Below are 16740 nucleotides of genomic sequence, written 5' to 3'. Positions count from 1 at the left end.
TCCATGCGGCTGTGCACCGGCCCCGTGTGGATGTCCGCTGATTTTTTTGTATTCCGGTTTTTTCAGCCGCCTGCCCGTTCCCCTCAGCCTTGCCCGTTCATTGCCGCTTGCCGCGCGCGACTTCGTCGCCGGCGCCGGGCGGCAGCCGCCGCGTGATCGGAATCGACGCGAAGGAACACAGCCCGACCACGACGAACGCGGGCCAGAAATCCGACCACACCATCGTCTGATGGCCCTGCAGCCAGTGCGACACGTGCAGCACGAGGCCGGCGACCGTCACGCCGAGCCCGAGCGACATCTGCTGCACGACGCTGCCGAGGCTCGTCGCGCGGCCCGCGTCGGCCTGCGAGATATCCGCGTAGATCATCGAATTCAGGCTCGTGAACTGCAGCGCGGGGAAGATGCCGCCGACCAGCACGATCATCCAGATCGCCCAGGTGGCCATGCCCGGATGGAACACGCCGTATGCGGCGATCGCGAGCCCCGCGAACGCGGCGTTGTAGATCAGCACCGTGCGAAAGCCGAAGCGGCGCAGCGTATGGGTGGCCGTCGAGCGGCTCACCGCGCCGCCGAGCGCGGATGCGCAGGTGATCAGCCCGGAGTGGAACGCGCTCATGCCGAGGCCTTCCTGCAGCGCGAGCGGCAGCAGGAACGGCACCGCGCCGAGGCCGATGCGGAACAGCGACCCGCCGACCACGCTCGCGTGGTAGGTCGGAATCTTCAGGAAACTGAGGTCGAGCACCGGCCGCTCCTTGCGGCGTGCGTACGGCACGTAGAGCGCGAGCATCACCGCGCCGGCCGCGCACATCATGATCGCGTTGCCGCGCGACGTGAGCGAGCCGTCGATCAGCGTGAGGCCCATCAGCAGCAGCGCGGCGCCGCTCGCCGACAGCAGGAAGCCGAACCAGTCGAGCGGGCCCGGGTCGGGCTCGTGCGTGTTCGCGATGTGCTTGCTCGCGACGTAGATCCCGTAGATGCCGATCGGCACGTTGATGAAGAAGATCATCCGCCAGTGCAGGTAGGTCGTGATGAAGCCGCCGACGAGCGGACCGACCGTGGGCCCGAACAGCGCGGGAATCGCGAGGTAGTTCATCGCGCGCACGAGATCGGAGCGCGGCACCGCGCGGAAGATGATGATCCGGCCGACCGGCACCATCATCGCGCCGCCGACGCCCTGCACGAAGCGCGCGAACGTGAGCACGCCGAGGGAGTTGGAGGCCGCGCACATCAGCGAGCCGACGACGAAGATGCCGATCGCGGTGCGGAATACGGAGCGCGCGCTGAAGCGGTCGGCGAGCCATCCGCAGATCGGGATGAAGACGCCGAGGCCGACCACGTAGGCCGTGATCGCAATGTTCAGTGTGACGGGATTGTGTCCGAAGTCCCTCGCCATCGCGGGGAGTGCGGTGACGATGATGTTCGCGTCGACGCTTTCCATGAACAACGCACAGGCAACGATGAGCGGTGCTAGAAAGACGGGCGACATGAGCAGGGCGCGCGGTAAAGACGCCATTATGCCCACAATGTGGTCGTTGCGTCACGTGAGGCAACGCCTGTTTCGCATGTTGCAACAGTCGTTCCTGTTACCGTGCCCGGCAAAAGAGACGACTGCGGCGCATGACATCCCCCATGACGCGCGTGCGCGGGCCCGGCCGCCAAACTTGCGTGCGATGCGCGTTTCGTGCGACAGTCGGAACTCATCTGCGACATACAACGACGCGCATCGATCGACGGCCATCGAGACGAGCGCACGCGCGAACGAGACCCCTGCCGATCCACTCACCATCGAAAGGAGGGGACACGTCATGACGTCACGTCGTGCCGCATCGATCGCATTGCATCCTGCCTCGCACTCGCACTCGCACTCATTCGCTCCCGCGCCGCGCATGCGCTGGGCCGCCGTCCTGGCCGTCGCGTACCTGGCCGTCGCCGGGTGCGCGGCGCAAGCCGACAGCGCGAACCACGCGGCCACGCAGTCGGCTGTGCCAGCCTCGGCGGCGCTCGCGAATCCGGCCTCCGGCGGCACGCTGCTGCCGCCGCCGAGCCAGCTCTACGGCGACCTGTTCGTCGCGGTGCAGACCGCGCAGCTCTATCCCGACCAGAAGACCTTCGTCGATGCGACGCCCGATACCGATCCCGCGACGATCGTGCAGTTGTATCAGCAACAGAAGTCGCAGCCGGGTTTCTCGCTGAAGGCGTTCGTCGACCAGCACTTCACGCCGCCGCCGGCAGGCGGCGTCACGCCGCCCGCGAACCAGACGCTGCGCCAGCACATCGACTGGCTGTGGCCGCAGCTCACGCGCACCAGCACGACGGTGCCGCCATACAGCTCGCTGATCCCGATACCGAAGCCGTACGTGGTGCCGGGCGGTCGCTTCCGCGAAGGCTACTACTGGGATACCTATTTCACGATGCTCGGGCTGCAGGTGTCGGGGCGCGAGGATCTCGTCGACGACATGCTCGACAACTTCGCGCATCTGATCGACACGATCGGCCACATCCCGAACGGCAACCGCACGTACTACGCGAGCCGCTCGCAGCCGCCGTTCTTCGCGTACATGGTCACGCTCGCCGCGCAGGCCGAAGGCGACAAGGTCTACCAGAAATACCTGCCGGCGCTGCGCAAGGAGCATGCGTACTGGATGCAGGGCGAAACCACGACGCCGCGCGGGCAGGCCGCGCGCCACGTGGTCGCGATGCCGGACGGCGCGGTGCTGAACCGCTACTGGGACGCGAGCGACACGCCGCGCGACGAGTCGTATCTCGAGGACGTGACGACCGCGAAGGTCGTGCCGGATCGCCCCGCGAACGAGGTGTACCGCGACCTGCGCGCGGGCGCCGAAAGCGGCTGGGACTACAGCTCGCGCTGGTTCGGCGACGGCAAGACGCTCGCGACGATCCGCACGACGTCGATCGTGCCGGTCGACCTGAACAGCCTGATGTTCCATCTCGAGACGACGATCGTGAAGGGTTGCGCGGTCACGCACGACATCGCGTGCGTCGCGGACTTTTCCGGACGGGCGGGCCGCCGCGCGGCCGCGATCAACCACTATCTGTGGAATCGTCACGGCTATTACGGCGACTACGACTGGCAGTTGCGCAAGCCGCGCGACGGCGTGACGGCCGCCGCGCTGTATCCGCTGTTCACGAGTGTCGCGTGGCCCGAGCGCGCGAAGGCGACCGCGCGCGAGGTGCGCAAGACGCTGCTGCAGCCGGGCGGCCTCGCGACGACGACCGAGAACACGGGCCAGCAGTGGGATGCGCCGAACGGCTGGGCGCCGCTCCAGTGGATCGCGATCGACGGGCTGCGCCGTTACGGCGACCCGGCGCTCGCGAAGGACATCGGCACGCGCTTCCTGACCGACGTGAAGCATGTGTATGCGACGGAAGGCAAGCTCGTCGAGAAGTACGTGGTCGAGGGGGCCGGCGCGGGCGGCGGCGGGGGCGGCGAATATCCGCTGCAGGACGGCTTCGGCTGGACCAACGGCGTCACGCTGAAACTGCTCGGGCTGTATGGCGAGTGACGGGGCGCGTGCGTCGCGCGCTAGCACTTGAATGCACAACGGGCCGGAGCGCCGCGCAAGCGGCAGTCCGGCCCGTGTCGCATGCGCGGTGCGTCAGAACGTGATCGTCGTGCGCACGCCGACCACCGTTTCGTCGCCGATGCGCGCGCCGGCCGCGTTCGGGTTCGGGATGCCGCCGCCCGGCCGGAAGAAGTGCTGCAGGTCGGCCTGCAACTGCCACCACGGCGTGACCTGGTACTGGTAGGTCGCCTCGATCACCGTTTCCGCGCGGCGCACCGGATAGCCGGGCGTCGTGTAGGCGCCCGTGTCGCCGTCGAGCGCACGCGCGTGCGAGCCGATCTTCGTGTAGCCGACCGCGATGCCGGCCGTATCGTTGTCGCGTCCGGCGAACGGCGCCTTCAGCGTGATGCCGGCATTCGCCGCGAAATCGACGACGTTGCGATCGCCCGGCGAGCCCATCACGCGCGCGAACACGCCGACCGAGCGCGGGCTGTCGGCCGACGGCCGCCACACCATCTGATCCGCGACCGCATAGAAGCCGTAGTTGCCGCGATGCGTGGCGGCGATCCCGTTGCTGTCGGGATTCGCGAGCGACAGCCCGTCGGTGCCGAAGCGCGGATCGTTCGCGTGCTGCGACTGATACCAGAAGCCGAGCCTGTACGTGCCGGGCAGGCCGGCCGGTGGCGGCGCCTTCGGATCGGCGGGCGGCGCGTTCAGCGCGTACTGGAGTTCGCCGATCACGAACGCGCCGCTGCGCAGGTTGAAGTTGGTGCCGTGCGCGTTCAGCGACTGTGCGTCCCCGTCGCTGCGGCCGGCCGGGTTGCCGTCGAACACGCCGACCATCGCGGTCCACGCGTCGGCCGGTTTCACGCGCAGCCGCACGCCGAGCGACGACAGCGGATACGCGGGGCCGCCGGCCGGCAGGTCGGCCGCCGGCAGAACGGGCCAGCCGAACGTCGCGTTCATGAACGTCGCCGCGTACTGGCTCACCATGAACTCCTGGTCGACGCTCTGCTGGCCGACCTTCACGTCGGCCTTGCCGTCGAGAAACGCCTGCTGGTACCAGAGCTCCCACAGCCGCGTGGTCGAATTCGCCTCGATGCCGGTCGCGGTCTGCAGCGTCTGCAGGTAGCGCTGCGTGAGGTTGGTGCCGTGGATCTGCAGCCCCGACACGTTGAACGTGCCGCCCGGCAGCCCGATCGCCTTCTCCGTATCGACGTTGAAGCCGAATTGCGTGACGCCCTGGTACGCGCCGCCGCGATGCGTGCCGCCCGCGGCGTTGTACAGGTATTCGCTGGTTTCCTGCAGGCTCAGCGTGACGCCGTGGTCGCCGAGCACATCGCGCAGGCCGCCCATGTTGCCGAACAGGTTCGAACGGTCCCAGAAGCCGGTGGGGGCGGGCGCGGCGGCATCGGCGGCCTGGGCGGCGGCGGTGTCGCTGGCCTCGGCCGTCGGTTCGGCTGCGGCTGGCGACGCCGACTGCGCGAATGCGGGTGCGGCGGCGAGCGACAGCATAAGCGCCGTGAACGCATCGAGTCGGCGCTTGCGCGCGGGTTCGAAACGATTCTTCATGTGTGCTCCGTTATTTGAATACTTGGTCAGGCTGGCGAAGTGGCGGCGTGAGGCGATCGCATGAGGGCGGGCGGCGCATGGACACAGGGCCGCGCCGCGTTGCCGCTTAAGGCAGCCAGCCGCCGATACGCCAAGCCTGTGTGAAGCCGAGGTGCGACGCGGCCGTGCAGAGCAGCGCGACGAGCGCGACGGCGGCGGCCATCGCGCCGACCAGCAGGCAGTCGAGCGGGCGCGGTGCCGCCGGCCTATGCGCGAGCGCGCTGCCGCGCCAGTTGCCGAGCGCGTGGGCGAGCGGTGAAACCGACGAGCGATCGCACGTGACGTGCAGGAGCCGCTTGAGTGTGGCCGCGAGCGATTGAAAGAACATGGCGTATCTCCGTCCGGTCCGGAGCATACCGGACGACGTGATCGAGCGTAGGCATGACGCGGCCTGCGATCGGCGGTTGGAACGTAACGGAGCGTGCGACGGACGAACCGGCGAGGCCGGTCCGGGAGGAAGCGCGCTAACCCGACGAAGCGAGCTAGCGGCGAAGGACATGCGTCCGGCTGCTATCTCGCGATGGCTTGGCCGGCCTGTGCCGGCATCGAACTACAACTTGAGCATGTGTCCACGAAGGGACTCCCTTGACGATTCGGGGCGGATTGTAGTCGCGAGTTTTGCTGCGGTGCAAGCAAAAAGCGTCGTCTTGGCGCGCGTCGCGACAGTGTTGCAGCGGCGGTTCGCCCCGGCCGACACGCGGTACAGCCTCCCGTCGGCGGCTTGCGGGGACTGTTGCTCGCACGCATCGGCGGCACGCGGCCGCCCACGCGTTGAAAGGTTGCGGCGCGTCATTCCGGGCGCAAATCTTTCAGCGTCCCGATGCCGGAAAAAATATTCCCCGAAGGGCGTTCCAGAGGGTTGACTTCCGTTTCGGGCGGTCCATAGAATCCGCCATCTTCACTCTTGGGGCCGCCGCCTTGGACGCCTGCAGTAGTCGATCTTCGAACGAAGTTTCCGCCTGAGCGACCGACGTCCGCGCCTCATCGAAGCCGCCGTTTGTCCCCCAGGCAAACGGTGCGCGCAGCAGTATTCCGCAGTAACCCCCTACGTGCACCCTGATTCGCGCCGGTTAGCGTGATGCCTTCGCGCATGCGCGATCCGGTTTCGCCGCCGCCTGGTGCGCGGCCGCCGTTCGCGCATGCGTTTCGCATGCAGCCGAACGGCGGTCAGCGCGCCGGACGGCGGTCAACCGTGTTTTCCGGAACACCGCACAGGAGCCGCCATGAACGACAGTGACAGTTGTCCCTTATGCCCGTTGCGTCAACAGACCCTTTTGAACCCGGGTCGCAGGGACATGCCGGCCGACTAGCCTGACACGTCGTTCAGGCCCGGACTGGCCCCGCGCCCACTACGCGGCCGGCACACATGCCGTCGCCGCCAGGAGCCAGACCATGAACTTCGGCCTTCTGCTGTCGAATCTCCCGCAAGTCACGCAATCGCGCTCGCACTACGACGCGATGCTGACGTTCGACGCCCGTCCACGGGTGTTCTCCCGGTTGTTGAACCGCCTCAAGTCGTTGATCCACTGACACGCCGAGCACGTCTCGGCATGCGCACGCGGGCCGGTTCCGCGCGCGTATGCCAAGGCCACACGCTTGACCGGATAAAAAAACCAGCCGTACGGAATTCATCATGTCCACGCCATCCAACGTCTCTCCACCGATCGCCGTCGAGCGCAGCGCCGTGCTCGATGAAGCCCACCTGGGCGACATCCGCGGTGCCCTCGGCACGATCTCGCATCACGACACCGCCGCACGCGGCACGTGGTGGGCACGGCTGCGCACGCTGCTCGCGATCATCGGCCCCGGCCTGATCGTGATGGTCGGCGACAACGACGCGGGCGCATTCGGCACCTACACGCAGGCGGGCCAGAACTACGGCACGACGCTGCTCTGGACGCTGCTGCTGCTGGTGCCGGTGCTGTACGTGAACCAGGAAATGGTGCTGCGCCTCGGCGCGGTCACGGGCGTCGGCCATGCGCGCCTGATTTTCGAGCGCTTCGGCCGGTTCTGGGGCGCGTTCAGTGTGATCGACCTGTTCCTGCTCAATGCGCTGACGATCGTCACCGAGTTCATCGGCATCACGTTCGTGCTGGCTTTCTTCGGGCTCCCGAAGGTTGCGGGCGTGTGCGTGGCGGCCGCGCTGACGATGGCCGCGGTGAGTACCGGCGACTTCCGGCGCTTCGAGCGGTTCGCGATCGTACTGTGCGTGCTGAGCCTGCTGCTCGTGCCAGTGCTCGTGTCGATCCACCCGCCGGTGTCGCAGATGTCGCGCGACTTCTTCGTGCCGAACTGGCCCGCGCACGCGAAGCTGTCCGACGTGATGCTGCTCGTGATCGGCATCGTCGGCACGACGGTCGCGCCGTGGCAGCTGTTCTTCCAGCAGAGCTACGTGATCGACAAGCGCATCACGCCGCGCTTCATGAAGTACGAGAAGGTCGACCTGTGGATCGGCATCGCGTTCGTGTTGATCGGCGCGGTCGCGATGATCGGCTTCAGCGCCGCGCTGTTCGGCGGTCATCCGGAAGCCGGCAACTTCACCGATGCGGGCGGCGTGATCGCGGGCCTCGAGAAGTATGCGGGCCGCACGGGCGCGACGCTGTTCGCGGTCGCGCTGCTCGACGCGTGCATCATCGGCGCGGCGGCGGTGTCGCTGTCGACCGCGTATGCGATCGGCGACGTGTTCAAGATCCGTCATTCGCTGCATCGCGGCGTGTCCGACGCGAAGGGCTTCTATCTCGTCTACTTCGGGATCGTCGCGGCCGCTGCCGCGCTCGTGCTGATTCCGGGCAGCCCGCTCGGCCTGTTGACCGAAGCGGTGCAGACGCTCGCGGGCGTGCTGCTGCCGAGCGCGACGGTGTTCCTGCTCGTGCTCTGCAACGATCGGCAGGTGCTCGGCCCGTGGGTCAACTCGACGAAGCTCAACGTGTTTACGGGCGCGGTGATCTGGGTGCTCGTGCTGCTGTCGATCATCCTGACCGCGTCGGTGATGTATCCGGACATCAGCGGCGAAGCGATCGTCGACGTGCTGGTCGGCGGCACGGTGCTCGCGATCACCGGTTATCTCGCGACGGTGCTGATCCGCCGCAACAAGCGCGTCGTCGAGCCGGGCATCGATCGTGCGGCGCGCGACACGTGGCGCATGCCGCCGCTCGACTCGCTCGAGCCGCAGAAGATGACGGTCGCGACGCGTGTGTGGATGGCCGTGCTGCGCGGCTATCTGGTGGTCGCGGTCGGTCTCGTGATCGTCAAGGTCGTGCAGATGACGCTGATGAAGTAACGGCGCGCGTCATCCTCGCGATGAGTTCCGCACATGCTGGCCCGCGAGGCCGGCATGTGCGTATACGCAAGTCAGATCAGCTCGAGCTTCGACGTCAGGTACGTGAGCTGGATCCGGTTCGCGACGCCGAAGCGCTTGCGCAGCTTGCGCAGGTGATAGTCGACATTGTGCGCGCTGGTGTCGAGGCGCCGGCCGATCTCCTTGTCGGATGCGCCTTCCGCGATACCCAGCAGCAGTTCCTGCTCGAACGGCGTGAGCCCGTTGACCGCGCGCTCGCGCGAGGTCGCGATCAGTTGCGGCGACGCGAACTTGTGCACCGACAGCCCGATCGACAACGCCTGCTCGATCGTCGCCGGCGTGATCCACTCGCGCGTGCGGCGCGGTGCGGTGAAGCTCATGAACGCGTGCAGCCGCGTACCGGGCACGGCCATCGAATACATGATGCCGCTGCACATCCCGTCCTCCTGCATCGTCTGCAGGAAACCGTCGAGCGCGGCCGGCGTCACGCACGGGCCGTCGTCGCGCTCGCGATGTTCGCGGCGCAGTTGCTGCAGGTCCCACACGATCGGCATGTTGCACACGCGCGCGTCTAGCGTGCGCGGATCGATGTCGTGATGGTTGTGCCGCACGTAGTCGCCACGGTAGGTGGTCGGCGTGAACGCCTCGTGCAGGTAGAGACTTTCGACGCGCTCGCGCGAGAATTCGAGCGCGAAGTACGCGAACGTCGAGAAGCCCGTCAGGTGCAGCAGGCTTGCGACGATCCGGTTGCGTTCCGCCGTGCTCTGCGCGTTCGCGAGCGTATCGGCGACGCCGAGCTTCGGCGCGTGCGGCTGCGTGATGTCGCCGCGCTTCAAGTCATCGCACCAGACGACCTGCACCGGGCGCTCTCTCGACGCGTCGGCGCAGGCGACCGTCCGCCGGGGCGAACGGGACAACGTTGGGGCGACCGCTTCTTCTTGCAATGCAATATCGGACATGAGCCATCCCTCGGAATCGACGCGCATCGCGTGGCGGCAGCCGTGTCGTGCACGGCGCTCGCGACGGTGCGATCGAGCATCTTTATGATATGCGCCGATCGTCATCCAGACGAAACGCGGGGGCATTGTACAAAAATGCCAGTGTGCGCGTAATATGCCGTAATACTAATGCGGGCGAAAGGTTCATATCCGCACCGGTATAGAGATGACCAGAAAATCATAAAGAAAAGACCAGGTGGTGACGGGGCAAGTTCACATATTGGGAAAGGGTGGGCTGCTCATGACATATGCTGACGACGCGCCACGCGTCGAGTGGTTTTCGCAAGCCGATATCGCGGCCGCTGCCGCTTATTCGAAAGAAATTCATGCATTCGAGCGTGACGTTTTTACCGGCATTCAAATCGCGCCCGGTAAGTCCGACCTGAGTCTCGTCGATTTCGCCCAATGCCATGCGCGATTGCGGCAAATCGGTTTCAGCACGCTCGGTTACGGCGCATACGAGATGATCGGGCGGCGCATTCTGTGCGCGCATCTGCTGCGCGACCTCGCGCCCGCGACGTTCATGCAGCCGTATATCGACGGCATGCTCTACGAGAGCGACCCGCGTTTCGCGCAGGTGCGGCAGAGCGGCTTTCCGGTCGCGTGGCGGCTCGACGAGATCGAGTCGGCCGCGCAGGGCAGCGGCGATCGCAAGGTGCTCGCGCTGGCCGGCCATTTGCGTGCGCACGCAATGAACAGCGGCGTGATCTTCAGCCTGTCGGCGCCGCGGCTCGACCTGCGCGTCGCGGTGAACGTGACGTCGGAAGCCCACGGCACCGAGTGGATCGACGATCGCGTGATCGGCGGCGCGCTGTCGGTGAGTCTCGCCGTGCATCGCATCGCGCTGCCGTTTCTCGAGGCGCGCATCGCGCGCATGCGCGGCTTCGCGCTCGGCGACGAGCAGCAGCAGGTGCTCGAGCGCCTCGTGCACGGGCTGTCCGACCAGGAGATCGCCAGCGCCTTGCGCACGTCGCTGCACAAGGTCGGTCACCATATCCGTTCGCTGGAAAAACTCTTCAACGTCCAGAACCGCGCGCAGCTCGCGTACCTCGCCGCGCGCCGCCTGGAGTCCTGACCCCTTCTGCTCGCGCGGCCCCCGCCGCGCGATGGAAGCGGTTCCGGCGATGGGCGCGCGCACGCGCCGCCGGGTTTCGTAGTCCGATCCGATCGCCGCCGGAAAACCGCCGCGACGCTACGAGGCGCGTCCCTTTTCACGCGGTTTCCCGTCGCTACACTCGTCCCATTCAACGGTCCGAGCGACGCAGGGCATGACGGCCCGCGCCCGCCGGCGACAACGACAGGACGACGGCACGATGGCAGAACCGAAGGCGCTCCCTCGCGACTGGCAGCGGATCTTTTCCGCCGGCCGCAGCGTGTCCGGGCGGCGCCTCGGGGCGTCGCCGCGCGCCGACCTGTTTCTCGCCGGGTTCATCGTGTCGGTGGTCGCGCTGTTCATCCTGCCGCTGCCGCAGGCCGCGCTCGACGGGATGATCTCGCTGAACCTCGCGGCGAGCGTCGTGCTGCTGACGGTGTCGACCTACGTGCCGTCGGCGGTCAGCTTTTCGTCGTTTCCGGCGCTGCTGCTGTTCACCACGCTGTTCCGGCTCGCGCTGAACATCGCGTCGTGCAAGCTGATCCTGCTGCACGCGAACGCGGGCCACGTGATCGACGCGTTCGGGCGGCTCGTGGTCGGCAACAACGTCGTGGTGGGCGGCGTGGTGTTCCTCGTGATCGCCGTCGTGCAGTTCATCGTGATTGCAAAGGGCTCCGAACGGGTCGCCGAAGTCGGCGCGCGCTTCTCGCTCGACGCGATGCCGGGCAAGCAGATGAGCATCGACGCCGACCTGCGCGCGGGCATCATCAGCGCCGACGAAGCGCGCGAGCGCCGCGAGAGGCTCGAGCAGGAATCGCAGATGCACGGCGCGATGGACGGCGCGATGAAGTTCGTGAAGGGCGACGCGATCGCCGGCCTCGTGATCGCGTTCATCAACATCGTCGCGGGGATCGCGGTCGGCACGCTGATGCACGGCATGGATATCGGCGAGGCGCTGCAGCGCTACGCGATCCTGACGGTCGGCGACGGGATGGCGTCGCAGATCCCGTCGCTGCTGGTGTCGATCGCGGCCGGCATCGTGACGACGCGCGTCGCGACGCGCGACACGCGGCAGCGCCAGCTCGGCGAACAGCTGGGCGAGCAGCTCGGCGCGCATCCGCGTGCGCTGCTGATCGCGGCGCTCGTGCTCGCCGGCTTTCTCGTCGTACCCGGTTTCCCGAAATGGTCGTTCGCGCTGATCGCGCTCGGCCTCGGCACGTTCGCCGTCACGCAACTGAAGCGCAAGACGACCGCGCCGAGCTTCAACCTGATTCATATCGCCGGACGCATCGGCGCGACCGACGACGGCCAGCCCGCGAAGGTGTCGCACGCGGCGGGCGTCACGTCGCTGATCGCGGTGTCGCTGTCGGACGACCTGCGCACGACGCTGAATCTCGCGCAGCTGCAGACCGCGCTGTCGAGCGCGAAGGCGCGCGTCGACGCGGATATCGGCACGGTGTTTCCGCGCATCACGCTGAACGACGACGAGGGCGCGGCGGCCGGCACCTACCGGATCTATCTGCAGGACGTGCTCGCCGCCCATGGCGCGCTGAAGCCGGGCTGGCTGCTGTGGGACGGTGTCGCGCCGCTGCCGGAGCGCGCGGAACGCCAGCCGGCCGAGGCATTCGGCCCGTTCGCGACCGCGCTGTGGATCAAGCCCGACGGCGCGGCGCCGGACGGCAAGTGGCTGACGAGCGAAGGCGCGCTCGCCGCGCACGTCGAGCAGATCGTGCGCCAGCACGCGGACGAGCTGCTCGGCATCCAGGAGACGCAGGCCCTCGTGCATCTGGTGCGCCGCGAGCACCCCGAACTGGTCGGCGAACTGACGCGGCTCGTGCCGCTGCAGCGCGTGACCGAGGTGCTGCGCCGGCTGCTCGCCGAACAGGTGCCGATCCGCAACCTGCGCGTGATCTTCGAGAGCCTGATCACGTGGGCGCCGAACGAGCCGGACGACGTGATCGCGCTGGTCGAGCTGGTGCGCGTCGACCTGCGCCGGATGATCACCGATCGCCATGCGGGCGCGGCGCGCCAGCTGCGCGTCGTGCTGTTCGAGCAGAACCTGCAGGAGCGGATCGAGAGTGCGGTGATGCGGACGAAGCAGGGCAATTTCCTCGCGCTGTCGAGCACGATCAAGCAGGACATCGGCGAGCAGGTGCGCGCGATCGTGCAGGCCGCGCAGGCGGCCGGCGCCGGCGGCCACGGCAATCCGCAAGGTGCGCCGCGGCTCGCGGTGATGGTCGCACTCGGCGCGCGCCGCTACGTGAAGACGATCTTGCAGCCGGTGCTGCCCGAGCTCGCGGTGCTGTCGTACCAGGAGGTCGAGGAAGACGTGCAGCTCCATACGGTCGGCTGGGTGAAGAACCCGCCCGACGACGGCACGCTCGGCGCGGGCGCCGGCGTGCGCGCGCCGGGAGTCGTGCAATGACGAGCTCGACGATCCTCGACCTGACCCGGCAGGCGCTGATGCTGGTGCTGCTGCTGTCGCTGCCGATCGTGCTGATCGCGACCGTCACCGGCCTCGTCGTCGCGATCCTGCAGGCGGTCACGCAGGTGCAGGACGCCAACATCGGCATCGCGGTGCGGCTGATCGCCGTGATGGTCGCGCTCGTGCTGCTGTCGGGCTGGCTCGGCAGCGAGGTGCTGCGCTTCGCGCAGCAGGCGCTGGAACGCATGTTTGTTTCTTCCACAGGAGTGCTTTGATGCGTCGACGCGTCGCCCCGATCCGGTTTCAACCGCGCCGCCTGCAACGGGTTGCGCTCGCCATGTGCGCGACCGCGCTGCTCACGGCGTCGCTGTGCGTGACGATCGCGCAGCCGGCGCGCGCGGCTGACCTGCGCTGGCGCAACAAGCCGTTCACGATCGTCGCGAACGGCAAGAAGATCGGCGACTTCATTCGCGAGCTCGCGTCGTCGCAGGGCGTGACGGCGGTGGTCGATCCGAAGGTGGACGGCGTGATCAGCGGCCGCTTCTCGGGCACGCCGCAGCAGACGCTCGATACGATCTGCTCGACCTACGGGCTCACGTGGTACTACGACGGCTCGTTCCTGTACGTCGATCCGGCCGACCAGTCGCAGACGCAGATGATTCCGATCCCGCCGAACGCGGCCGGCGAGATCGGCCGCTCGCTGCAGGCGATGCAGATTCCCGACAAGCGCTACACGCTCGTGATCAACGACCGCGCGAACAGCGTGTACGTGGCCGGCCCGCGCCGCTATGTCGAACTCGTGCGCCAGGCGGTCGGCTCGGTCGGCGATCCGTCGGCGAACGGCGCGCATGCGGACATCCGCGCGTTCCGGCTCAGGTACGGCTGGGCGTCCGATTTCACGATCAACCGCTCGGGCAAGGAAGTGACGGTGCCGGGCGTCGCGACGATCCTGCGCCGGCTGTTCGGCAAAGGCGGCGGCACGAACGAGCCGCCGTCGAGCACGCCGCTCGGGCAGGCCGCGCGCCAGGTGAAGCTCGGCTCGGGGCTGACGATCGCGGTGCCGCGGCTCGACTTCCCGGACATTTCCGGCGGCGCGCGTCAGGGCAGCTATGGCGGCGCCGACAGCGCGGCCGGCGGCTTCTCGCCGTTCTCGAATGCCGGCGGCGGCGACACGCTGCCGCAGATCGTCGCCGATCCGGCGATCAACGCGGTGATCGTGCGCGACCTGCCGGAGAACATGTACCGCTACCAGTCGCTGATCAACCAGCTCGACGAGCGGCCGCGCATCGTCGAGATCAACGTGACGATCATCGACATCAACGAGGATTCGCTCGACAGCCTCGGGATCGACTGGCGCCTGCACACGACGCATGGCGACGTGCAGATCGGCAACGGCCAGAACCCGCTGAACGGCAACACGCAGTACAACGGCGCCGGCAACCCGCCGCTGACGTTCGGCATCGGCACCTCCGAAACCGGGCAGACCGGCACCTTCCTGCCGACCGGCATCGCGCTCACCGCATCGATCGGCGGCTCGCTGCGCAACTACCTGCTCACGCGCGTGAACGCGCTCGCCCAGAAAGGGCAGGCGCAGCTGCGTTCGAAGCCGAAGGTGCTCGCGCTCGACAACACCGAGGCGATTCTCGAGAACCTCACGCAGTTCTACGTGCAGGTGCAGGGCTACCAGGATTCGTCGCTGTACAGCGTGACGACCGGCACCAGCATCAAGGTGACGCCGATGATCGTCGACGAGGCGATCCGCAATGCGGCGGCCGTGTCGGGTAATCCGCAGAGCGTGATGATGTCGATCGACATCCAGGACGGCAACATCGTGCCGGGGCAGGCGGTGTCGAACGTGCCGGTGATCCAGCAGCGCAACATCGTCACCAAGACGATGATCGACGAAGGCAAGAGCCTGCTGATCGCGGGCTTCAACGACGACGAGGTGCGGCTGAACAAGAGCGGCGTGCCGTGGCTGTCGGACATTCCGCTGATCGGCAACCTGTTCAAGTACACCGACAAGTCGGGCAATCACATGGAGCGGTTCTACCTGCTGACGCCGCGGGTGGTGACGACCGCGTCGATGTACGCGCCGGATGGCGCGCCCGTGAACCCGGGCGCGGGCGGGCCGGCCGATCCGAACGGCGCGTCGATGTATCGCCCGCCGGACAACGACATCGCGGTGCCGCTGACGCCCGCGCCGCTGCCCGGCACGAAGTTCGGCCCGCCCGCGCTGCCGCCGCCGTCGTCGGATTCGGCGTCGCGGCCCGTGGCGACGACCGCAGGAGCGTCCACCCATGTCGACGACCATCATTGAGCCGCACGGCGACGGCACAGTGCCCGGCGGCGCGGCGGGCGGGGCGGCCGCACTCGCGTCGCCGTGGAACCTGTGCTTTCTCAGCGGGCCGATGTACGGCCGCACGATGTCGCTCGCGCGCGGCGCGAACTGGGTCGGCACCGCGGCCGATTGCGAAGTGATCCTGCCCGATCGCGAGATCGGCGCGAAACAGGTGTGCCTGCAGGTCGGCGCGCTCGCGGTGACCGTGCAGAACCACGGCGGCGACGGCGGCGCGCCGGTGCTGTTCAACGACGAGCCGCTCGGCGCGGGCCGCCGCTCGATGACGCCGCAGGACGTCGTGACGGTCGGTTCCATCAAGCTCGGCATCGCGCGTCATGCGCAGGCGAGCGTCGCGGTGCCCGACGAGGCCGATGCGCCGGACGCCGCGCGCGAGGCCGCGTGGCTCGGCTGGCTCACCGGCGGGCTGCGTCGTCTCGGCAGCCGGCGGCTCGTGATCGCGCTCGTCGCGCTGTGGATCGGCGTGCTGCTCGGCGCGCTCGGCTACGGCTTCGTCGCGTGGTCGGGGCGCCTGCCGTGGCAGCACGAATCGGTGCTCGCGCGCACGCACCGGCTGCAGCAGCAGCTGCATGCGTATCCGGAACTCGCCGTCGCGCCGCGCGACGACGGCGTGATCGTGTCGGGCTACGTGAGCGATCCGGCCGCGCGCGAGCGTGTCGCGCAGATCGTCGCGGGCATCGACAACGCGGCGCTCGGCAACATCTACGTCGTGAGCGATCTCGTCGCGACCGCGCAGACATATTTCAGCGACACGGCGCTGACGGTCACCTATCTCGGCCGCGGCCGGATCGAATTGACGGGGGCGGCCGAGCGCGCGCAGATCGAGCCGCGCATCCGCAACTACATGAAGGACGCGCGCCCGGCGCTCGAGGTGGTCGACCACGTGCGTGACGCCGATGCCGCCGCGCCGCGCACCGCGACGACGCTCGGCGGTGTCGCCGGGATTCCGGAGATCACGACCGTGTTCGCGGGCGACGGCGACCAGCGTTATATCGAGACCGTCGACGGCAGCCGCTACTTCGAAGGCGCCAGGCTGAAGGAAGGGTCGACGGTCGTGTCGATCGGCCCGGACGAAGTCGTGTTCGAACGCAACGGCCAGCGCATCACGATGCCGCTCGGCGGTTCGTCCGCGAGCGCGCCCGGGCAGGCGCCGGCGCCGCCCGTGCCGCCGCTCGCGAGCGGTGCGGCGGCGGGGGTCGCGCAGCCGGTGCCGGGGCCGACGCTGTTGCCGGATGCGCCGGCAGTCGCGTCCGTTGCGGCAGTCGCGGCCGCCGGCGCATCGAAGGGGGCGGCGCGCTAGCGCCGCGACGGAATGACAGGCGCATCGCGTATCGCGCGGTGCGCGCAGGACGCGACACGCCGCGGACGAGCGGCGCGTCACGGTGCCGGCGGGGGCATGGGGCCACCGCCGGAAAGTAGGTGATGTTCTTCACGT

Annotated in this window: 12 protein-coding genes; 8 read left to right on the top strand and 4 right to left on the bottom strand. The window is 68.1% G+C overall.

Annotated features, from left to right (window positions below; translation table 11 throughout):
- Nucleotides 1-97: 97 nt before the first annotated feature.
- A complete protein-coding gene (locus LMA02_RS26470) occupies nt 98-1486 on the bottom strand; it encodes an MFS transporter (RefSeq protein WP_228908157.1) in 1389 nt (462 codons plus the stop codon).
- A 319-nt stretch (nt 1487-1805) separates the two neighbouring features.
- Between LMA02_RS26470 and treA the strand changes: the two genes are divergently transcribed.
- The gene (gene treA / locus LMA02_RS26465) at nt 1806-3524 is read left to right on the top strand and encodes an alpha,alpha-trehalase TreA (protein WP_228908156.1); all 1719 of its coding nucleotides are present in this window, start codon (nt 1806-1808) and stop codon (nt 3522-3524) included.
- A gap of 93 nt (nt 3525-3617) precedes the next feature.
- Here the strand turns inward: treA and LMA02_RS26460 are convergent, their stop codons facing one another.
- Both LMA02_RS26460 and LMA02_RS26455 read right to left on the bottom strand, forming a co-directional pair.
- The gene (locus tag LMA02_RS26460) at nt 3618-5096 is read right to left on the bottom strand and encodes a carbohydrate porin (RefSeq protein ID WP_228908155.1); all 1479 of its coding nucleotides are present in this window, start codon (nt 5094-5096) and stop codon (nt 3618-3620) included.
- A gap of 106 nt (nt 5097-5202) precedes the next feature.
- Nucleotides 5203-5463, bottom strand: coding sequence for a hypothetical protein (locus LMA02_RS26455; protein ID WP_166724594.1), 261 nt, complete (start codon nt 5461-5463; stop codon nt 5203-5205).
- A 1064-nt stretch (nt 5464-6527) separates the two neighbouring features.
- Here LMA02_RS26455 and LMA02_RS26450 point away from each other — a divergent pair.
- Together LMA02_RS26450 and LMA02_RS26445 are read left to right on the top strand one after the other, a co-directional pair.
- Nucleotides 6528-6665: a hypothetical protein gene (locus LMA02_RS26450; RefSeq protein ID WP_006751726.1), complete on the top strand. Its 138-nt coding sequence runs from the start codon at nt 6528-6530 to the stop codon at nt 6663-6665.
- A gap of 103 nt (nt 6666-6768) precedes the next feature.
- Nucleotides 6769-8415: an NRAMP family divalent metal transporter gene (locus LMA02_RS26445; RefSeq protein WP_228908154.1), complete on the top strand. Its 1647-nt coding sequence runs from the start codon at nt 6769-6771 to the stop codon at nt 8413-8415.
- A gap of 71 nt (nt 8416-8486) precedes the next feature.
- On the opposite strand, the gene LMA02_RS26440 is transcribed toward LMA02_RS26445, so the two are convergent.
- Entirely contained in the window at nt 8487-9392 is a 906-nt protein-coding gene (locus tag LMA02_RS26440) for a helix-turn-helix transcriptional regulator (protein ID WP_228908153.1), read from the bottom strand.
- A 280-nt stretch (nt 9393-9672) separates the two neighbouring features.
- Here LMA02_RS26440 and LMA02_RS26435 point away from each other — a divergent pair, with 280 nt between their 5' ends.
- From LMA02_RS26435 to sctD, 5 genes are all read left to right on the top strand, one after another.
- Complete coding sequence (locus LMA02_RS26435; RefSeq protein WP_166724591.1) at nt 9673-10506, top strand: helix-turn-helix transcriptional regulator; 834 nt, start codon at nt 9673-9675, stop codon at nt 10504-10506.
- A 238-nt stretch (nt 10507-10744) separates the two neighbouring features.
- Nucleotides 10745-12949, top strand: coding sequence for a type III secretion system export apparatus subunit SctV (sctV, locus tag LMA02_RS26430; protein WP_228908152.1), 2205 nt, complete (start codon nt 10745-10747; stop codon nt 12947-12949).
- Entirely contained in the window at nt 12946-13224 is a 279-nt protein-coding gene (sctS, locus tag LMA02_RS26425; RefSeq protein ID WP_006751731.1) for a type III secretion system export apparatus subunit SctS, read from the top strand. The genes sctV and sctS overlap by 4 nt, the downstream gene beginning before the upstream one ends.
- Nucleotides 13224-15266 carry a type III secretion system outer membrane ring subunit SctC gene (gene sctC, locus LMA02_RS26420; RefSeq protein WP_228908151.1) on the top strand — a complete coding sequence of 681 codons (2043 nt, stop codon included), beginning with the start codon at nt 13224-13226 and terminating at the stop codon, nt 15264-15266. The genes sctS and sctC overlap by 1 nt, the downstream gene beginning before the upstream one ends.
- Nucleotides 15247-16605: a type III secretion system inner membrane ring subunit SctD gene (gene sctD / locus LMA02_RS26415; RefSeq protein ID WP_228908150.1), complete on the top strand. Its 1359-nt coding sequence runs from the start codon at nt 15247-15249 to the stop codon at nt 16603-16605. The genes sctC and sctD overlap by 20 nt, the downstream gene beginning before the upstream one ends.
- The last annotated feature ends 135 nt before the right edge of the window (nt 16606-16740 follow it).

The organism is Burkholderia sp. B21-005 (assembly GCF_020843965.1).
Taxonomy (GTDB): Bacteria; Pseudomonadota; Gammaproteobacteria; order Burkholderiales; family Burkholderiaceae; genus Burkholderia; species Burkholderia ambifaria.
This window is presented reverse-complemented; position numbering and strand designations above follow the sequence as displayed.

Excerpts from the sequence above, each read along its gene's own strand:
- LMA02_RS26470 (WP_228908157.1), bottom strand. The coding sequence starts at position 1,486 with ATGTCGCCCGTCTTTCTAGCACCGCTCATCGTTGCCTGTGCGTTGTTC.
- treA (WP_228908156.1), top strand. The coding sequence starts at position 1,806 with ATGACGTCACGTCGTGCCGCATCGATCGCATTGCATCCTGCCTCGCAC.
- LMA02_RS26460 (WP_228908155.1), bottom strand. The coding sequence starts at position 5,096 with ATGAAGAATCGTTTCGAACCCGCGCGCAAGCGCCGACTCGATGCGTTC.
- LMA02_RS26455 (WP_166724594.1), bottom strand. The coding sequence starts at position 5,463 with ATGTTCTTTCAATCGCTCGCGGCCACACTCAAGCGGCTCCTGCACGTC.
- LMA02_RS26450 (WP_006751726.1), top strand. The coding sequence starts at position 6,528 with ATGAACTTCGGCCTTCTGCTGTCGAATCTCCCGCAAGTCACGCAATCG.
- LMA02_RS26445 (WP_228908154.1), top strand. The coding sequence starts at position 6,769 with ATGTCCACGCCATCCAACGTCTCTCCACCGATCGCCGTCGAGCGCAGC.
- LMA02_RS26440 (WP_228908153.1), bottom strand. The coding sequence starts at position 9,392 with ATGTCCGATATTGCATTGCAAGAAGAAGCGGTCGCCCCAACGTTGTCC.
- LMA02_RS26435 (WP_166724591.1), top strand. The coding sequence starts at position 9,673 with ATGACATATGCTGACGACGCGCCACGCGTCGAGTGGTTTTCGCAAGCC.
- sctV (WP_228908152.1), top strand. The coding sequence starts at position 10,745 with ATGGCAGAACCGAAGGCGCTCCCTCGCGACTGGCAGCGGATCTTTTCC.
- sctS (WP_006751731.1), top strand. The coding sequence starts at position 12,946 with ATGACGAGCTCGACGATCCTCGACCTGACCCGGCAGGCGCTGATGCTG.
- sctC (WP_228908151.1), top strand. The coding sequence starts at position 13,224 with ATGCGTCGACGCGTCGCCCCGATCCGGTTTCAACCGCGCCGCCTGCAA.
- sctD (WP_228908150.1), top strand. The coding sequence starts at position 15,247 with ATGTCGACGACCATCATTGAGCCGCACGGCGACGGCACAGTGCCCGGC.